The organism is Actinophytocola sp., assembly GCF_036555685.1.
GTDB lineage: Bacteria > Actinomycetota > Actinomycetes > Mycobacteriales > Pseudonocardiaceae > Actinophytocola.
The window spans coordinates 30,043-47,604 of record NZ_DATBKY010000041.1; the positions used below are offsets into that span (position 1 = coordinate 30,043).

Consider the following 17,562-nt stretch of genomic DNA (forward strand, 5'->3'; position numbering starts at 1 on the left):
GATGGTCCAGTACGGTAAGTTGACCGCGAGTCCAGTTGAGGAGGATAGCGTGCGGCGAGTCCGCTATCACGAATACGGCGGCCCTGAGGTGCTGCGTGTCGAGGAGGCCGAGGTCCCCGAACCGGGCCCAGGCCAGGTGTGCATCCGGGTGTCGGCGATCGGCGCCAACTTCGTCGACGCCAAGTTCCGTCGTGGTGCGGGCGCGATCTTCCAGCGACCGTTGCCCGCCACCCTGACGGGAGACGTCGTGGGCACCGTCGAGGCCGTCGGCACGGACGCGGATCCGGGGCTGGCAGGCAGGCGAGTCGCGGCGCTGTCGCCGGACGCGTTCGCCGACCAGGTACTGGCCGACGTCGCGGACCTCGTCGTCGTGCCTGACGGGCTCGACGACGCCGCGGCGAGCATGCTCCCGTCCGCGGCGCCGGTGGCCCTGGGCACGTTGCTGGCCGGCGGCCTCACGCCGGGCGCGACCGTGCTGGTCCACGCCGCGGCCGGCAACATCGGCCATCTCGCCACCCAGCTCGCGAAGCTGCGCGGCGCGGGGACGGTCATCGGGACGGCCGGATCCCCCGCCAAGCTCGACTTCGTCCGGGCGCACGGCGCGGACGTCGCCGTCGACTACACCGACGACGCCTGGCCGAACGCGGTACGCGCCGCCGCCCCGGGCGGGGTGGACGTCGTCCTCGACTCCGTCGGCGGGACGACGACCCTGCGCGGTGTCGAGTTGCTGGCTCCGTTCGGCCGGCTCGTGGTCTACGGTGCGGCGCAGGGCGTCGTGGACGTACCGGTGCGCAGCCTGTACACGATGCGGTCGGTCACCGGCTTCTCGTTGCTCGCGTGGCAGAAGGCCCGGCCCGCGGAGTACGCCGACGCGATGACCGAGCTGGCCGGGCTGCTCGGTACCGGCAAGCTTCGCTACACCGTCCACATCAGACTCCCGCTCGCGGAGGCGGCCGAGGCCCACCGGCTTCTCGACGCGCGCGCTCAGCTCGGCCGGATCCTGCTCGTACCCTGAGCGGTCAAGTCCGCGCCGCGGCGATCTTCAGGACCGCGCCGGACCGCGCCGGCGGTCAGGTCAGCGCGAGGAACACCGCGCCGCCCACGAGCGGCCCCAGCAGCGCGCCGACCGCGACCTGCGTGGCCGTGTGGTCCGCCACCGCCACGCGCGCCCAGCACACCAGGGCCACGAGCAACGCCAGCAGCAGGAACCACGGCCCGTAGACGAACGACAGCATCGCGACCGCTCCCCCGGCGACAGTCGCGTGCACGGACACCTTCCACCAGCGCGTGATCACCAGGCAGACCGCCAACGTGATGATCATCGCCCACGCCAGCGCCACCAGCTCCCGCGGCGCCCCGGCGACGAGCATGACGACCATCCCGGCGAGCGCGGACGCCAGGCACACCAGCAGCGGCACCGTGCGGTGCGCCCGGTCACGCACCCAGTGACCGTCCCACCGGCCGCGCCGCGCGCCGTGCACGAGGAAGGCCATCGGCAGCACGCAGAAGAAGATCGCGACCACCGCGATCCAGCCGAGCGTGGCCGGCACGTCGTATCCGGTCGCGTGCCACGCCACGGCGAGCGGCAGCGCCACCGCCACGACGGCCGGCGACAGCAGCTCGGTCACGACGAGCGCGGTGCGACGCGCGGTAATGTCCATGGTGGTTGATGATTCCCTGCCCGAGGAGCGTCGATGAACGCCGGTGACACCGCCCCCGACTTCGAGTTGCCGGACGAGACCGGCAATCCCCGCAAGCTGAGCGGGTTCCTGGAGACCGGACCGGTGGTGCTGTTCTTCTACCCGGCCGCGATGACCAAGGGCTGCACGGTCGAGAGCTGCCACTTCCGCGACCTGGCCGCCGAGTTCGAGGCGGTCAAGGCCCACCGGGTCGGCATCAGCCCCGACGACGTGGCGAAGCAGCAGGCGTTCAGCGCGAAGCACGACTTCGACTTCCCGCTGCTGTCCGACCCGGACGGCACGGTGGCGAAGCAGTTCGGCGTGCGGCGCTCGTTCGGCCCGCTGCTGACCCGCCGCCAGACGTTCGTGATCGACACCGACCGCACGGTGCTGGAGGTCGTCAAGAGCGAGCTCCGCATGGCCGTGCACGCCGACCGCGCCCTCGAGGTCCTCCGCGCCCGCTAGTCAGTCGTAGATCGCGTCCTTGGGGATCGCCGAGTCGTTCTTCAGGGCCTCGAACAGCTGCTGGGACTTGTTCTCGTCCCACTGGGTCGCCGAGCCGTCCGTCACCGGGACCGTCGTGGTGACCGTGCCGCCGTCGCCGATGCCGCCCATCGCGAAGCCCAGGCCCGCAAGGTTGTGCAGGTGGTCGCCGTCGTCGACGGTCAGCGCGTCCGGCAGCTCGGTCAGCAGCGGGATCACGTCGAACGGGTTCAGGAACGTGGCCGGGCTCGAGATCTCCGCCGCCAGGGCGCCGATGAACTTCCGCTGGTTCGCGACCCGGTCGAGGTCCGACCTCGGCGTCGCCGCGCTCTTGCGGGTGCGGACGAAAGCCAGCGCCTTCGGGCCGTCCAGGACCTGCTTCCCGGCCTTGATCGTCACGCCGGTCGCGTTGTCGTGGATCGTCTTCGGCACGTCGATCTCGACGCCGCCGACCGCGTCGACCATGTTCGCGAAGCCGGCGAAGTTGATCTCGGCGTAGTGGTCGATGCGCAGCCCCGTCGCCTGCTCGACGGTTTGCACGAGCAGCTTCGGCCCACCCAGCGCGAACGCGGCGTTGATCTTGCTGACGCCGTGTCCGGGGATCTCCACGTTGGAGTCACGCGGCAGGCTGACCAGCGTCGCGGGCGTGTCGTTGTCGGGGAGGTGCGCGACGAGCATCGTGTCGGTGCGCTGACCGCCCGCGTCACCGGTGACGAGCTTCTTCTTCTCCTCCGGCGTGAGCCCCTCGCGGCTGTCCGACCCGACGATCAGCCAGTTCGTCCCGGCCGCCTCCGCGGGCCGGCCCGGGTAGTCGGCGAGCGCGGCGACGCGGTTGAGCGACGTGTCGAGCCAGAAGTACGTGCCACCGAGGATCACGAGCAGGATCAGCAGGATGATGCCGATCGTGCGGCCGGGACGGCGGCGCTTGCGCAGCCGCCGTGGGTGCGATGGCGGGTAGCCCTCACCGTAGGAGGGGCCGTAGTCGTCGGGTGGCTGCCCGTCGTAGCGGCCCGGTGGGCGCCGGTTCGGCGGCGCCTCCCTCGGCGGCATGGGCAGCGCCCTGGTCTCGTGGTACGCCGGCCGCCGGCCGGGGGCAGCCGGGCGCCCTTGACCTGGCGCGCCGTACCCGGGCCGTCGTGGCGTTCCCTGGTGGCCGTAGCTCATCTCCCCACCTTCCCGTCGATACCCAAGACGTGGGGATCGCCGTCGAGGTTGCCCAGTGGTACGCGGGACACCGTAGGGGACAAACGTCAAATGGGAATCCCCAACCCGCCGGGACACGGCTTGGCCAGGGCACTTGCGATGATGTGGTCCACCTCGGTGATACCCAGCACGCCCAGCGTGAACCGTCGGACCAGTAACCGCCACTCGCGTGGCCGGCGGAGCATGGCGTGTCCCTCGTCGCGCACGTCGAAGCGGCACACCGCGTCGGTGACCTCCTTGGCGCGCACCGCGTAGGCGTACGACAGCTTCGGGTCGGTGACGGTGTCCCGGTCGCCGTGCGCGATCAGCACGGTTCGGCCGGCGAGCTGGTCGACCGCCTCGTTCTCGGGGGTCCACGGCGCGAGCGCGCACACGGCCGCCACCGCGGGGTCCCCGGCCACGTGCAGCGCCACCCGCCCGCCCATCGAGTGACCGACCAGCACGACGGGCGCGCCCGGATGAACCCGCTGGATCTCGTCGAGCGCCCAGCGGGCATCCGCGACCGGATCGAGGTCCGGCGCGTTCCAGCCGCGGTACCTGTTGCGCAGCGCCCAAACGGCGAGACCCGCGTGGTGGCCGGCGGCTCGCAGGTCGCGGGCGAACGGGAGCATGCGCAGGTAGGCCGGGCGCAGCCGGTGGGACCGTGCCTTGCTGGTCTCCTGGCCGCCGTGCAGGACGAGGACGACCGCGGTCGCGTCGCCGCCGAAGCGCCGCAGGCCGGGCGCCGTCACGTGGCGACCCGGCGGGACTCGACGAGCGCCGCGATGCCGTCCAGCACCCGGCGCAGCCCGAACTCGAACGGGTCCTCCGCCCGCTCGAGGTCCTCGTCGCGCCACACACCGGTGAGCGCCGGGTACGTGGCCGGGTCGAGGTGGCCGCCGATCAGCGGCGCGAAGCCGCCCCCGGAGCCGCGTGCCGCCCGCGTGTCGCCGGCCAGCTGCTGCGCCACACCGCGGACGTAGCCCGCGACCAGGCCGACCACCGCCATCCGCTCGCCGCCGGAGAGGTCGGAGCCCTCGAGCACGCGGAGGACAGCGTCGAGCGCGGCGGCTTGGTTGGGCCCCATCGCGCCACGGGTCAGCACGGCACGCAGCAGCCACGGGTGGCGGCGGTAGCCCTCGAGGCTCGCGCGGGCGTAGCGCTCGAGCCCGTCGCGCCAGCCGGTTGCCCCGCTCACCGCCGGGGCCTCGCCCATGACGGCATCGAGCATGAGGTCCTGCAGCTCCGCCTTGGCCGGGACGTACCGGTAGAGGGACATGGTCCCGATGCCGAGCCGGTCGGCGACGCGGCGCATGGACACGCCGTCGAGGCCCCCGGCGTCGGCGAGCTCGACCGCGGCGGCGACGATCCGCTCGAGCGTCATGCCCGGCTTTCGCCCGCGACTCGGCGGCGGCTTGGTGCCCCAGAGCAGCTCCATGCTGCGCGCGGCGGTGGCCGGGCCACCGAAGCTCGCCGCGGCCGTGTCGTCCTCGGTCATCTCGATCTCATCGTATGGTGCTAAATTCGCGTACACTGTACTCACTTTTGGGATGGCGCGACCACGTGGCGGGCTTCCGCTGACTACGCTCCTGGCGTGACCGTGGCGGGTGTGCTGCTGGCGGCCGGGGCCGGGCGGCGGTTCGGGCTGCCGAAGGCACTCGTGCGGCACCGCGGGAGGCTGTTCGTGGAGCAGGCGGCGCAGGTGCTGCACGACGGCGGGTGCGATCCGGTGGTCGTGGTGCTGGGGGCGTCCGCGGCCGAGGTCCGGGCGGCGGCGTCGCTGCCCGGTTCCTCTCTTGTGGACAATCCAGAGTGGACGAGCGGGATGGGCTCGTCGCTGCGGGTGGGCCTGGCGGCGCTCGCGTCGGCCACGGCCGAGGCCGCGGTGATCCTCCCTGTGGACACGCCGGGCGTGACGGCCGCGGCGGTGCGCCGTTTCGTGGCCCTGGCCTCCCCCGACGCGCTGGCGCGGGCGACCTACGACGGCCGCCCGGGCCACCCGGTGCTGATCGGCCGCTCCCGCTGGGCCGACGTCGCGGCCATGGCGACCGGGGACGCGGGGGCGCGGGAGTACCTGGCCGCGCACCCGCCGCTGGCAGTCCCGTGCGAGGACATCGCCGCGGGTGAGGACGTGGACCGCCCGTCGGACCTGCCCGGCTGACGCCGGACTCCGGTCAGGCCGGGCCGATCAGGCGGCGGCCGCCTGAGTCGAGAACTGGGTCCGGTACAGGTCCGCGTACCTGCCCTCCGCCGCCAGCAGGGTCTCGTGGTCGCCGCGTTCCACGATGCGGCCGTCCTCCACCACGAGGATCTGGTCGGCCGCGCGAATCGTCGACAGGCGGTGCGCGATGACGATCGCCGTGCGACCGGCGAGCGCCGAGGTCAGCGCCTCCTGCACCGCGACCTCCGACTCCGAGTCCAGGTGTGCGGTCGCCTCGTCGAGGATCACCACCCTGGGCTGCGCGATCAGCAGGCGCGCGATCGTCAGCCGCTGGCGTTCGCCGCCGGACAGGCGGTAGCCGCGCTCGCCCACGACCGTCTCCAGGCCGTCCGGCAGCGACTCGACGAGGTCCGCCAGCCGCGCCTGGGTCAGCGCCGCCCAGATCTCCTCGTCGGTCGCGGACGGCCGCGGGTAGGCGACGTTCGCCCGGATCGTGTCGTGGAACAGGTGACCGTCCTGGGTCACCACGCCGACCGTGTCGCGCAGCGAGTCGAACGACAGCTCCCGTACGTCCACATCGGACAGCCGGACCGCGCCGGACTCCACGTCGTAGAGCCGGGGCACCAGCGACGCGATCGTCGACTTGCCCGCCCCGGACGGCCCGACCAGCGCGACCATCTGGCCCGCCTCGGCCTGGAACGACACCCCGTGCAGCACTTCCTGGCCGCCCCGCTGGTCGAGGACCGCGACCTCCTCGAGCGAGGCCAGCGACACCTTGTCCGGTGCGGGGTAGCCGAACCGCACGTCCTCCAGCGTGACCGACACCCCGCCCGCCGGCACCGTCCGCGGATCCGGTGACTCCGTGATCATCGGCCGCAGGTCGAGCACCTCGAACACCCGCTCGAACGACACGAGCGCGGTCATGATGTCCACTCGCACGTTCGCGAGCGCGGTCAGCGGCGAGTACAGCCGGGTCAGCAGCAACGCCAGCGCCACGACCGTGCCGGCCTCGAGCTGGCCGGTGAGCGCGAGGTACCCGCCGAGCCCGTAGACCAGCGCCTGCGCCAGCGCGGAGACCAGCGTCAGGCTGGTCATGAACCACCGCGTCAGCATCGCGGTCTTCACGCCGATCTCCCGCACCCGCGCGGCCCGGCCGCCGAACTCCTCGGCCTCGGCTCGCGGGTGGCCGAACAGCTTTACCAGCGTGGCACCGGGTGCGGAGAACCGCTCGGCCATCTGAGTGGTCATCGACGCGTTGAGCGTGGCCGACTCCCGCTGCATGTCGGCCATCCGCTTGCCCATCCGCCGCGCCGGCAGCACGAAGATCGGCAGCAGGATCAGCGCCAGCGCGGTCACCTGCCACGACAGCGTCAGCATCACGCCGACCGACAGCACGAGCTGGATGACGTTGGTGACCAGCCCGGCGAGCGTCGAGGTGAACGCCCGCTGCGCGCCCATCACGTCGTTGTTCAGCCGCGACACGAGCGCGCCCGTCCGGGTCCGGGTGAAGAACGCGACCGGCATCCGCTGGACGTGCTCGAACACCGCCCGGCGCAGGTCGTAGATCAGCCCCTCCCCGATCCGCGACGACTGCCAGCGCTCGACCAGCCCCAGGCCCGCGTCGAGCACCGCCACACCGGCGATCGCGACCGCCAGCCACACCACCACCGACACGTCGTGCCCGCCGACGATCGCGTCCACGACCTGCCCGGCCAGCAGCGGGGTGGTCACCGCGAGCACCGCCGAGATCATCGTCAGCACGAGGAACACGGCGAGCTTGCCCCAGTGCGGCCGGGCGAACCGGAACACGCGCCGGATCGTGCCCTTGTGCAGGCCCTTCGGCGCGTTCGCCGCACGTATCGCGCCATACATCAGCGTCCAGGCGTTGTCCACGACTGCCCTCTCTCTGCCCCGTTTCCCCGAACCAACGCCCGGCGGCGCGCCTCGCTTCCCGGTTCTCCGGACAGCGAACGCGCTCGGTAACCTGCCCGCGTGGAGCAGACCGGGCAGCGCGCGCGCCGCTTCGACCTGCTCTTCTACCTGGTGAGCCTGCTGTTCGCCGCCGCGACCGCCGCCTTCTCCGAGTTCTACGGCTACCGCGTGTGGGGCAACTTCGCCACGGCCGGCTACCTGCTCGCCGCCGCACTCACCGGGTTCGGCCTATTGTCGCGCAAGGGTCCGACACTTTCCGCGGCGCTGCGTTCCCGCTGGACCGCCGTCGCGGTCGCGGGCCTGCTCGCCGGTGTGGTGCCGCTGCTCGTGCTGATCTTCCGCCGGGCGCCGGACTTCCGGTGGGGCCGGTGGCCGTGGTCGTTCCCGGCCCAGCCCGAGGTGTGGGTCGTCGAGCGGTCCGCGGAGCTGCTGCTGGCGCACGGCACGCCCTATCCCGACCTCGACCTGCTCGGCCGCGCGCCGCACCCGGACGACTACACGCCCTACGGCCCGTCGATGACCGTCTTCGGCCTGCCCCGCGCGCTGTTCGGCGACGGCGCGTTCACCGACGCCCGGGTGGCGTTCGCCGTCGCGACCGTACTGATCATCGTGCTCGCGTTCGCGATCATGGGCCGGCCGCGGGTGCCGGTGGCAGCCGCGCAGCTCGCCGCGATCAGCCCGCTCACCCTGCTGACCGCCGCCGTGGCCGGCGACGACCTTCCGGTGATCGCGCTGATCGTGCTCGCGACCGCGCTGGTCTACCGCGGCCGCCCCGGCTGGGCGGGCGTGGTGTGCGCGCTGGTGGTCACGATGAAGCTCACGGCCCTGCCCGCACTGGCCGTGCTGGCCGTCGCGGTGTTCGTGCGCCGCAAAAGGGTCGCGGACCTGGCGATCTTCCTCGGCGGGACGCTCGCCGCGAGCGCGGTGATCGTGGTGCCGGTGTTCCGGGTGGACCCGGCGGCCTTCGTGGAACACGTGATCCTCTATCCGGCCGGGCTCGGCCGGGCCGGGTCACCGGCGGCGAGTCCGTTGCCCGGGCACCTGATCGCACAGCTGGGACCGGTGGGCCACGCCGTGTCGCTGGCGCTGCTCGCGGTGGCGGCCTGCGTGATCGTCGCGTGGCTGATCGTGCGCCCGCCGCGGGATCCGGCGGGTGCCACGCTGCGGATCGCCGTCGCTCTCGGCACGGCGATCATCCTCGCGCCGGCCACGCGCTGGGGTTACCTGGTCTACCCGTTGGCGCTGCTCGGCGCGATGATCGGGTTCGCTTCCGTCGGCGGAACGGCGCCGGAGCGCCGGACGGACCGGGCAACCGCGGGACCGGCCGACGATCTGGCCGTGAACCCCGACTCCCGCGGTAGCCAACCCTGAGACGGAACCTACTTCTTCTTGGTCCGGGTGGCGCCCCCACGGCCCCGCAACGTCACTCCCGACTCCGACAGGACCCGGTGGACGAAACCGTAGGAACGGCCCGTCGATTCGGCCAGGGCGCGGATGCTCGCGCCCTTCTCGTACTTCTTCTTGAGGTCCGCGGCAAGCTTGTCACGCGTGTTGCCCGTGATCCGCGCGCCCTTCTTCAGATCAGCCACGTCGTCCGCCTTCCGTAGCGTGTGACGGAGGTTTCTGGTAACACCTGCCGAGGCAATGATCGAACACGACCGCGTGGAATGCCAGACGAGATCGAAAATAGCTATGAACACGCGTGGCCACGAGGACCCGCAGGGCCCGGGATTAGGCCAGTTGAACGAGTTCCAGGTAGTCGGCGGACCAGTGATCTTCGGTGCCGTCGGGCAGCAAGATCACCCGTTCGGGCGCAAGTGCTTCCACCGCACCGGGGTCGTGAGTCACGAGAACTACCGCGCCCGCGTAGTTGTGCAGTGCCTCGAGAACGCGCTCGCGGCTGGCCGGGTCGAGGTTGTTGGTCGGCTCGTCGAGCAGCAGCACGTTGGCGGCGCTGGAGACGAGGCCGGCCAGCGCGAGCCGCGTCTTCTCGCCGCCGGACAGCGTGCCCGCCGGCTGCTCGAGCTGCTCGCCGGAGAACAGGAACGTCCCCAGCAGCGAACGCAGTTGCTGCTCCGGCGTGTCCGGCGCGGCGTGTCGCACGTTCGCCCACACGGTCGCCTGGTGGTCGAGCGTCTCGTGCTCCTGCGCGTAGTACCCGATGCGCAATCCGTGTCCTGGCACCACTTTTCCGGAATCCGGGCGTTCCATGCCACCGAGCAACCGCAGCAGCGTGGTCTTGCCCGCGCCGTTCAGGCCGAGCACGACGACGCGGCTGCCGCGATCGATCGCGAGATCGACTCCGGTGAAGACCTCAAGTGAGCCGTAGCTTTTCGACAGTCCCTCGGCGGTGAGCGGAGTCTTGCCGCACGGGGCCGGTTCCGGGAAGCGGATCTTGGCGACCTTGTCCGCCTGGCGGACCTCCTCGAGCCCGGACAGCAACCGCTCCGCGCGCCGCGCCATGTTCTGCGCGGCCACGGCCTTCGTCGCCTTGGCCCGCATCTTGTCCGCCTGGGCCTGCAGCGCGGACGCCTTCTTCTCCGCGTTGGCCCGCTCGCGGCGGCGGCGCTTCTCGTCCGCGGCGCGCGCGTCGAGGTAGCGCTGCCAGCCCATGTTGTACAGGTCGACCTGGCCGCGCATGGCGTCGAGGAACCAGACCTTGTTGACCACGTCGGCGAGCAGCTCGACGTCGTGGCTGATCACCACGAGGCCACCGTTGTGCGCCTTGAGGAAGCCGCGCAGCCAGTTGATCGAGTCGGCGTCGAGGTGGTTGGTCGGCTCGTCGAGCAGCAGCGTGGTGCCGGATCCGTTGCCGCCGCCGGACTCCGCGGCGGCGAACAGGATGCGGGCGAGCTCGACGCGCCGGCGCTGACCGCCGGACAGGGTCTCGAGTTGCTGGGCGAGCACCCGGTCGGCCAGGCCGAGGTTGGCGCAGATCCGCGCGGCCTCGCTTTCCGCCGCGTAGCCGCCGAGGGCGGCGAACCGCTCCTCGAGCCGGCCGTAGCGGCGGACCTCGCGGTCGCGGCGATTGTCGTCGGCGTGCTCGGACATCGCCGACTGCGCCTTCTCCATGTCGCGCAGGAGCTGGTCGAGCCCGCGCGCGGAGAGCACGCGGTCCTTGGCGGTGACCGCCAGGTTGCCCTCGCGCGGGTCCTGGGGCAGGTAGCCGAGCTCGCCCGCCCGGCGCAGCTCGCCCGCGTAGGGCTCGCCCTCGCCCGCGAGCACGCGCAGGGTGGTGGTCTTGCCGGCGCCGTTTCGGCCGACGAGGCCGATCCGGTCGCCAGGCTGGACGCGCAACGTCGCGTCGGAGAGCAGGATGCGCGTGCCGGCGCGCAGTTCGAGGTCCGTGGCGGTGATCATGCGGAGGCTCCGTGAGGGTGGTTTCGGGCAGGGCTCGTCCGCCCGCCGACCGTGGTCGGCAGGCTCGCCCGCGGCCTAGCTCGTACGAACCACCACGCCGACGAGTGTACGGGTCGCCGGCAACCGGGATTGGTGACCCTCGCCCCGCCGCCCTGTCCGCTAAGCACCCGCTTAGCTAGAGTCTGCGCCTATGACCCCAGACTTCGACGGCAAGGTCGCGCTGGTGACGGGTGCCAGCCGCGGCATCGGACATGCGATCGCGGCGGAGCTGGCGCGTGGCGGCGCGGCCGTGACGATCTCGTCCCGCAAGCCGGACATGATCGACGCGGCGGCCGAGGAGCTACGCGCGGAAGTGCCTGGCGCGAAGGTGCTCGCCGTACCCGCGAACACCGGGCGCGACGAGGACCGCGAGGAGGTCGTGCGGCGCACGATGGACGAGTTCGGCCGGCTCGACGTGCTGATCAACAACACCGGGATCAACCCGACCTACGGTCCGCTCGCCGAGGCCGACCTCGCCGCCGTGCGCAAGATCTTCGACGTGAACGTGGTCGGCGCGCTCGGCTTCGTGCAGCTCGCGCTGAAGGCCTGGATGGCCGAGCACGGCGGCTCGATCGTCAACATCGCCTCGGTGGCGGGCCTGCGCTCGTCCGGGGTGATCGCCGCCTACGGGGCGAGCAAGGCCGCCCTGATCCGGCTCACCGAGGAGCTGGCCTGGCAGCTCGGCCCGGGCGTGCGGGTCAACGCCGTGGCCCCGGCGGTCGTGAAGACCAAGTTCGCCGAGATGCTCTACACCGAGCGCGAGGAACAGGTGGCGAACGCCTACCCGATGAAGCGGCTGGGCGACCCCAAGGACGTGGCCGAGCTCGTGGCGTTCCTCGCCTCCGACCGGGCCGGCTGGATCACCGGCGAGACCGTCCGCGTCGACGGCGGCATGCTCGCCACCGGCACGCTGGGCTGACCTCGCCCGAGGTCAGCGATCGCAGGCTTCGACCAGCGTCGCGAGCCCGGCGACCGACTTGCGCAGGTCCGCGCGGACGGCGCGGCCGATGGCCCGGCCGACCGGGCCGAACACCGGGCGGCCGGTCACCTCGGCGTCGATGGTGATCGTCGACGCGTCGCCGGCGTCCGCCTGGATGCGCAGCTCGAGGGCGACCTTGACCCCGCCCACGCCGCGGCCGGAGATCGTCAGCGCGGCCGGTGGCGCGTAGCGCTCGACGTGCCACCGGATCCGGTTGCGCAGCCCCATCACGGCGACCACCGAGGTGAGGTCCGTGCCCTCGGTGATCTCCGCGGGCACCTCGCCTCGCCAGCCCGCGTGCAGCGTCAGCCACTCGCCGAAGCGGGACAGGTCGGCCGCGGCGGCCCAGGTCCGCTCGGGCGACGCCGGCACCGACGCGGACGCGTGCACCTTGGCCACCGTTCCTCCTTCCCGTCCTACCCGTTCCGGCGGTCATTCCGGCTGTGGTTCCGGCCGTGGTTCCGGCCGTGGTTCTCGAGGACGACCTCGGCGCAGCGTGCCCGGCGCGCGGCGTCGGCGAGTACCGAGCGGCGTGGTTCCGGCACGTCGAGCACCCGCGGCTGCGCGAGCGCGAACAGCTTCGCCAGCCGCGGGTCGGCGCGCAACGCGTCCAGCGCCCGCTCGTCGCCGCCGAGCACCACACCATCCAGTTCGGACAGCCGGGGCATCAGGACCGCCGCCGCGTCGTCCGCCGCGGCCCGCAGCGCCTCCCGCGCCTGGCCCGCGCGGCGGCGGGCGAACCGCTGCTGGGACCATCCGCCGGCCGCGCTGCGGCCCTGCACGAACCGGCGGTCCGTGCGCGACGCCTCGACCACGCCGCCGTAGGCGACGCCCGTGCTGTGCCCGCCGAGCCGCACCAGCAGCAACCCGATCCGGCGTGGTACGAGCAGGTGCGCGACGAGCGGTTCGACGTCGAGCCCGCCGGCCGAGCCCGTCCCGGGCAGCGGCGGGAACGGCACCGCGCACGTGGCGGTCGTGCCGTCGGTGGCGGTCACCACCACCTCGGCGGGACCACGAGCCGTGTGTGCCACTCCCCCGTGCCGCGTGCCGAACCGCTCGTACCAGCCCGCCAGCCGCTCCGGTTCCACCTCGACCGCGTGCCCGCCGCCGGCCACCGCCCTGGCTCTGCCCACCTACCGACGGTAGCGCGGACGGCCGACCGGCCACACAGGACGGCCGCCGCCGGCGAGTGCCGGCGGCGGCCGCTGCGTGCCGTCAGGACGTCACGGCGTGACGTACCCGTTGATGTGCAAGGAAACGGCCCGGACCGAACCGGTGTCCACGCCGGCGAGGTCGAAGGCGCTGAACGTCCAGTTCCCGTCCGCCGAGCCGCGCAGGCCGGCGAACGGATCGGCCGGCTGCCACGTGCCGGAGAACGGTGCCTGCGACGAGGTCACCGACGCGAAGGGCGTCGTCGCCTCGTCGGAGAAGACGACCTGGCACATGTTGTTGCCGCTGCCGCCGGCCCGGCTGAACACGGTCGCGCTGGCCCCGGACGGCGAGGTGAGGATGCCGACGAGGTCACCGACGAACGTGTGGTCGAGGCCGACCGTGGTCGAGTGCTCGGTCGTGTCGCAGGCCGTGCCGTCGATCGAGAGCGCGACCTTCGACGCCGGCCCGATGCCGCTGACCGGAATCGTCACGCTGGCGCCCACCGTGCTGTTGTCCGGGATGGCCACCGCGGGCCCCGCATACGCGAAGTCCACAGTGGTCGGTGACGGCTCACCGACGTCCACGGAGAACTTCCCGGTGGTCGGCGAGTACGCGCCGGCGAAGGTGACCCGGGTGTTCAGCACGATCGGGGTCCCCACCTGGTGCGTGGTGGGCACGGTGAGCCGGTAGGACTTGGTCACCGTGGCGCCCTTCTCGATGGCACCGTAGGACTGCGCCCGCGGGGTGATCGTCACGCCCGGCGTCGGGCTGGTCAGCACCACGCTGGTCGACACCGCGGTGGCGTCTCCGTTGTTGGTGACCGGCAGGTCGACGGTCGCGCTGTCACCCGGGTTCAGGAACTGGCCGCCGCCGTCCGGCGTGATGGTCGGCGCCGCCGCCTGCGCGAGCGGCTGCGGGCTCGCGCCGGTGAACGCCAGCACCTTGTCGGCCAGGACCACGCCGTGCCCGCTGCGCCCGTCCACGCCCGGCTCGCCGATGTCGATCGCCGTGCTGGTCAGCGCCTCGCGCACCTCGGCAGGGTCGATGCCCGGGTTGCCGGACAGGACCAGGCCCGCGATCGCCGCGGCGTGCGGGGCGGCCGCGGAGGTGCCGAAGAACGGGTCGAAGCCGCCCACGCTGGTGCGGACGCCGTCCGCGGCGGTGATGTCCGGCTTCTGCCGCACCTCGCCACCCGGGATCGGCGTGCCGTCGGCCTCGAAGAACACCTTGCGCGGGCCGTCGGAGGTGAACCGCTCGAGCGCCGAGGACGAGTCGAACGCGTTCGGGAACGGTCCGCTCGGGTTCGGCGGGTCGCCCGGCTCGAGGTCGAACGGCAGCGGTTCGTGCGCGGGCGCCGCCGCCACGCTGAACGCGCCGCGCGTGGCCGAGTGGCCGAACGTGACGCCCGGCGTGTTGAATGCCTTGAGGCCGTCGGACGAGTCGGAGAACCGGCCGCGCAGCGCGGACAGCGACAGGTACTTGTCGTCCCCGCGGAACTTCACGACCGCGAGCCGCAGGCCGCTGCCACCGAATCCCGGCGTGTCCACCCGCTCGAAGGCGTCCTGGGTGCCGGTCTGGTAGTCCTGGCTCATCGCGACGACGTTGCCGTTGCGGTCGAGCAGGTACAGGTCGTAGTCGTTGTTCGACGCACCCAGCGGGTCCGCCCAGTTCAGCAGGACGGGCACGCCGGCGGACGAGGCGTCGGAGATCGGCTCGAACACCTGCGTGTTGCTCGACGGGTCGAAGTCGTGCGCGTAGCCGGCGAACTTGCCGATCACCTGGCCGGAGTTGACGAAGTCGCCCTCCCAGTGCGCGGCCGTCCCGTCGCCGGTGTTGCCTTCGTTGCCCGCCGAGGAGAAGTACAGCGCGCCGTCGGCGGTCACGTCGTTCACGGCCTGGGCGATGATCCAGTCCTGGAACGGCGCTTCCTTGAAGTAGATGACGTCGTCGACGATGATGTCGCAGTTCAGGTCGAAGCGGAGCGCGCGGATGTTGTCCGCGAAGCTCGCGTCGCCGTTGAAGGCGCTGGCGAAGCCGAGCGCGGCATTGGGCGCCACGTCGTGGATGATCTCCAGCATCGCGGTGCCCTCGTCGCCCGAACCCTCCTGGGTGGGCAGCACGTCGACGGCCGGGAGCTCGCCCGCGGCCTGCGAGGCTGCCAGCGAGTCGACACCGTCGGACAGCGCGCAGATCTTCGCGCCGACGCCGGTGACGCCGACCTGGTCGCGCGAGGTGTCCGCGTTGTGCGCGCGGTCTCCCTCGCTGTCGATCGCGCCGGCCCGGTTCGTCAGTGCCGCCCGGGTTTTGGCCTCGATGCGGGCCGCCTTGGCCTCTTTGGACTCCGGCTTGGCCGGCTGGGCGTTGCGGTCAAGCTCGTGCGCGGTCATCGCGCCGCCGGCGACCTCGATCTTGCGGACGTCCTTGCGCGCGGCGATCGCGTTGATCGCCGCGAGCGGCACGTCGGCGCGGATCGTGCCGTACCGGGTGGAGACCGACTTGAGTGTGGCGCCGCTGTTGACAAGCGCTTTCTTCAGGTCTTCCGACACCGTGGCCCGGATGTCGACGACCGTCTTGCTGCCGGTGACCTTGACGCCGCTCCGCAGCTTCGGCACCGCGGCGGCCATGGCCGTGCGGTTGCCCCGCGCCCTCATCTCGACGAGCAGCTTGCTGTCCACTTTGGCGTTCGACCTGGTCGCGACCTTGATGTCCTGGAGCGCGCCGATCTGGCGGGCCGCGTTCTCCTGTGCCGCGGCGGCCTTCTGGTCCTCCGGGGGTGGTGCCGCGGCGGCCGGGCTCGCCAACTCCACGACGGCGAGCAGGGCTGCTGCTGAGGTGATCAGGACTCGGGACCTTCGTGATGCGTGTGCAGGTTTACGCACGGATACCCTCCGCGAATCGGCCGTGCCCCGACACACGGACATCCCAACCGGGTAAGCCCGGCCGCGATCAACCTATGGTTCGGTCGTTTCCGACACAGCGGCCATTCGGCTTAACCACACCACGAGTGTGTTACCAATTGCCGACTGTTAGCGATTCACAGAACGAATGCGTCTGACCACGGCTGTGCACTGCGGCCGGAGAGAGCCTCCAGCAAGTTCGCGGCCTGACTGTCCGTAAGCGACGCGACGAAGTCGATCACCGCCCGTCCCCGGGCCAGTTCGCGGATTCCGGCCGTGCCCTGCGGCGGCTCGCCGACCGCGCCGACCAAAGTGGACATATCGGTCTCGGCGAGCGTGCGGTACTCGTGCTCGGCGAGCGCGACGAGGTCCTGCAGCCGGCGCGGCAGCCGGTTCGACTCGTAGCGGTCGGTCACCCACTGCTCGAGCGCCTGCACGAGCGAGGCGAGCAGCCGGGCCTGGCCGCGCTGGTGCAGCGCGAGGTCCGGACGCAACAGCACGAACCGGCGGTGCACGAACTTGAGCACCTGGACCTCGTGCCACTGCGCCGGTGCGAGCTGCACGTGCCCCGAGCGGGTCGGCGGGTCGAGCGTCACGCCCATGCCGGCGACGAGCCGGACGGTCCACCCGGAGGAGAACCGGCCGATCGCCTGCTCGGCCTCCGCCGAGCCGTCGAACGGGGTGGCGAGGAGGTTGTCGACGAGCTCGGTGCGTACCCGGGCCACCGCGGCGACGAACGCGTCGTCGTCGACGATCCACGAGTCGCGCCGGTGCAGGCGGCGGCGCAGCACCTCGAGCGAGTAGCCGGGCCGGCGGCTGTGCCTGAGCAGCAGGGCGTCGTCGAGCTCGGCGAGTTCGAAGGCGCCGGTGAGCCAGCGGCCGAGCTCGGTCGCGACCGGGGCGTGCTGCAGGACGCCGATGCGGTAGAAGTCCTCGAGGTCGTGGATGGCGTAGGCGATGTCGTCGGCGGTGTCCATGACGGACGCCTCGACCGTCTGCTGCCACGTCGCGAGCCGGGCGGCGAACGGCTCGCGGGCCTGCACCATGTCGTCGAGCTCGGTGACGTAGACGGAGAACTTGCTCGACCCGGTACCCGGCTCGTCGGCCGGCTCGGAGGCACCGCGCGGTGGGCTGGGGAGCTCCCGTGGATGCGGCTCGGGGTGGGAGCGGCGGGTCCACGGGTACTTCAGCATCGCGGCGCGCACGGCGGCGGTGAGGTCCAGGCCGGCACCGGCCGGGCCGGCGGTGTCGGTCGTGGTGACGATCCGGAAGCTCTGGGCGTTGCCCTCGAAGCCGTCCGGCAGGCCGAACCGGTGCCGGGCGAGCCGGTCGAGCTCCTGCTCCCCGAGGTGGCCGAACGGCGGGTGCCCGAGGTCGTGCGCGAGCGCGGCCGCCTCCACGACGTCGAGGTCGCAGCCGCCGAGCTCGGCCAGCCGCGGAGCGACCGCGGGGTCGGCGCACATCCGCTCGGCGATGGCGCGGGCGACCTGTGCGACCTTGAGGCTGTGGGTGAGGCGGTTGTGCAGCAGGCCGGAGCCGCTCGCGCTGACGACCTGGGTGACGCCGCCGAGGCGGGCGAAGAAGGGGGACGCGACGATGCGGTCGCGGTCGGCGCGGAACGGGCTCGCGGCGAGATCGCCGGACGTGCTCTCCGACTTGCGCGCCTCGCGTCCCTCACCCATGCCAGCTGACCCTACT

At 72.2% G+C, this 17,562-nt stretch carries 16 protein-coding genes; 5 read left to right on the forward strand and 11 right to left on the reverse strand.

Going from position 1 to position 17,562, the window contains the following annotated elements:
- Positions 1–49: 49 nt before the first annotated feature.
- On the forward strand, positions 50–1,015 hold the full coding sequence (locus tag VH969_RS04210; RefSeq protein ID WP_331970627.1) for a quinone oxidoreductase family protein: 966 nt from the start codon (positions 50–52) through the stop codon (positions 1,013–1,015).
- 55 nt (positions 1,016–1,070) lie between these two features.
- Here VH969_RS04210 and VH969_RS04215 read toward each other — a convergent pair whose 3' ends face one another.
- Positions 1,071–1,661, reverse strand: a complete 591-nt coding sequence (locus tag VH969_RS04215) for a hypothetical protein (protein ID WP_331970630.1) — start codon at positions 1,659–1,661, stop codon at positions 1,071–1,073.
- Positions 1,662–1,694: 33 nt separating this feature from the next.
- Here VH969_RS04215 and VH969_RS04220 point away from each other — a divergent pair, with 33 nt between their 5' ends.
- Positions 1,695–2,144 carry a peroxiredoxin gene (locus VH969_RS04220; protein ID WP_331970633.1) on the forward strand — a complete coding sequence of 150 codons (450 nt, stop codon included), beginning with the start codon at positions 1,695–1,697 and terminating at the stop codon, positions 2,142–2,144.
- Here the strand turns inward: VH969_RS04220 and VH969_RS04225 are convergent, their stop codons facing one another.
- From VH969_RS04225 to VH969_RS04235, 3 genes are all read right to left on the reverse strand, one after another.
- A complete protein-coding gene (locus VH969_RS04225) occupies positions 2,145–3,326 on the reverse strand; it encodes an LCP family protein (protein ID WP_331970636.1) in 1,182 nt (393 codons plus the stop codon).
- A gap of 86 nt (positions 3,327–3,412) precedes the next feature.
- On the reverse strand, positions 3,413–4,096 hold the full coding sequence (locus VH969_RS04230; RefSeq protein ID WP_331970639.1) for an alpha/beta hydrolase: 684 nt from the start codon (positions 4,094–4,096) through the stop codon (positions 3,413–3,415).
- Entirely contained in the window at positions 4,093–4,842 is a 750-nt protein-coding gene (locus VH969_RS04235; RefSeq protein WP_331970642.1) for a TetR/AcrR family transcriptional regulator, read from the reverse strand. The genes VH969_RS04230 and VH969_RS04235 overlap by 4 nt, the downstream gene beginning before the upstream one ends.
- Positions 4,843–4,938: 96 nt before the next feature.
- Between VH969_RS04235 and VH969_RS04240 the strand changes: the two genes are divergently transcribed.
- Positions 4,939–5,505, forward strand: a complete 567-nt coding sequence (locus VH969_RS04240) for a nucleotidyltransferase family protein (protein WP_331970645.1) — start codon at positions 4,939–4,941, stop codon at positions 5,503–5,505.
- Positions 5,506–5,532: 27 nt separating this feature from the next.
- Here the strand turns inward: VH969_RS04240 and VH969_RS04245 are convergent, their stop codons facing one another.
- The gene (locus VH969_RS04245; RefSeq protein WP_331970648.1) at positions 5,533–7,398 is read right to left on the reverse strand and encodes an ABC transporter ATP-binding protein; all 1,866 of its coding nucleotides are present in this window, start codon (positions 7,396–7,398) and stop codon (positions 5,533–5,535) included.
- A gap of 99 nt (positions 7,399–7,497) precedes the next feature.
- Here VH969_RS04245 and VH969_RS04250 point away from each other — a divergent pair, with 99 nt between their 5' ends.
- On the forward strand, positions 7,498–8,808 hold the full coding sequence (locus tag VH969_RS04250; protein WP_331970651.1) for a glycosyltransferase 87 family protein: 1,311 nt from the start codon (positions 7,498–7,500) through the stop codon (positions 8,806–8,808).
- An 8-nt stretch (positions 8,809–8,816) separates the two neighbouring features.
- Here the strand turns inward: VH969_RS04250 and VH969_RS04255 are convergent, their stop codons facing one another.
- Together VH969_RS04255 and VH969_RS04260 are read right to left on the reverse strand one after the other, a co-directional pair.
- On the reverse strand, positions 8,817–9,026 hold the full coding sequence (locus VH969_RS04255) for a helix-turn-helix domain-containing protein (protein WP_325160150.1): 210 nt from the start codon (positions 9,024–9,026) through the stop codon (positions 8,817–8,819).
- Between the two features lie 142 nt (positions 9,027–9,168).
- Complete coding sequence (locus VH969_RS04260; RefSeq protein WP_331970660.1) at positions 9,169–10,797, reverse strand: ABC-F family ATP-binding cassette domain-containing protein; 1,629 nt, start codon at positions 10,795–10,797, stop codon at positions 9,169–9,171.
- Between the two features lie 190 nt (positions 10,798–10,987).
- On the opposite strand from VH969_RS04260, the gene VH969_RS04265 reads away from it, so the two are divergent.
- Positions 10,988–11,755, forward strand: coding sequence for an SDR family oxidoreductase (locus tag VH969_RS04265; protein ID WP_331970663.1), 768 nt, complete (start codon positions 10,988–10,990; stop codon positions 11,753–11,755).
- A 12-nt stretch (positions 11,756–11,767) separates the two neighbouring features.
- Here the strand turns inward: VH969_RS04265 and VH969_RS04270 are convergent, their stop codons facing one another.
- The 4 genes from VH969_RS04270 to VH969_RS04285 form a co-directional block, all read right to left on the reverse strand.
- A complete protein-coding gene (locus tag VH969_RS04270) occupies positions 11,768–12,214 on the reverse strand; it encodes a type II toxin-antitoxin system Rv0910 family toxin (RefSeq protein WP_331970666.1) in 447 nt (148 codons plus the stop codon).
- Between the two features lie 17 nt (positions 12,215–12,231).
- On the reverse strand, positions 12,232–12,948 hold the full coding sequence (locus tag VH969_RS04275) for an acVLRF1 family peptidyl-tRNA hydrolase (protein WP_331970669.1): 717 nt from the start codon (positions 12,946–12,948) through the stop codon (positions 12,232–12,234).
- 90 nt (positions 12,949–13,038) lie between these two features.
- Positions 13,039–15,774, reverse strand: a complete 2,736-nt coding sequence (locus tag VH969_RS04280) for a S8 family serine peptidase (protein WP_527249146.1) — start codon at positions 15,772–15,774, stop codon at positions 13,039–13,041.
- 227 nt (positions 15,775–16,001) lie between these two features.
- Complete coding sequence (locus VH969_RS04285) at positions 16,002–17,546, reverse strand: deoxyguanosinetriphosphate triphosphohydrolase family protein (RefSeq protein WP_331970675.1); 1,545 nt, start codon at positions 17,544–17,546, stop codon at positions 16,002–16,004.
- Positions 17,547–17,562: the final 16 nt, after the last annotated feature.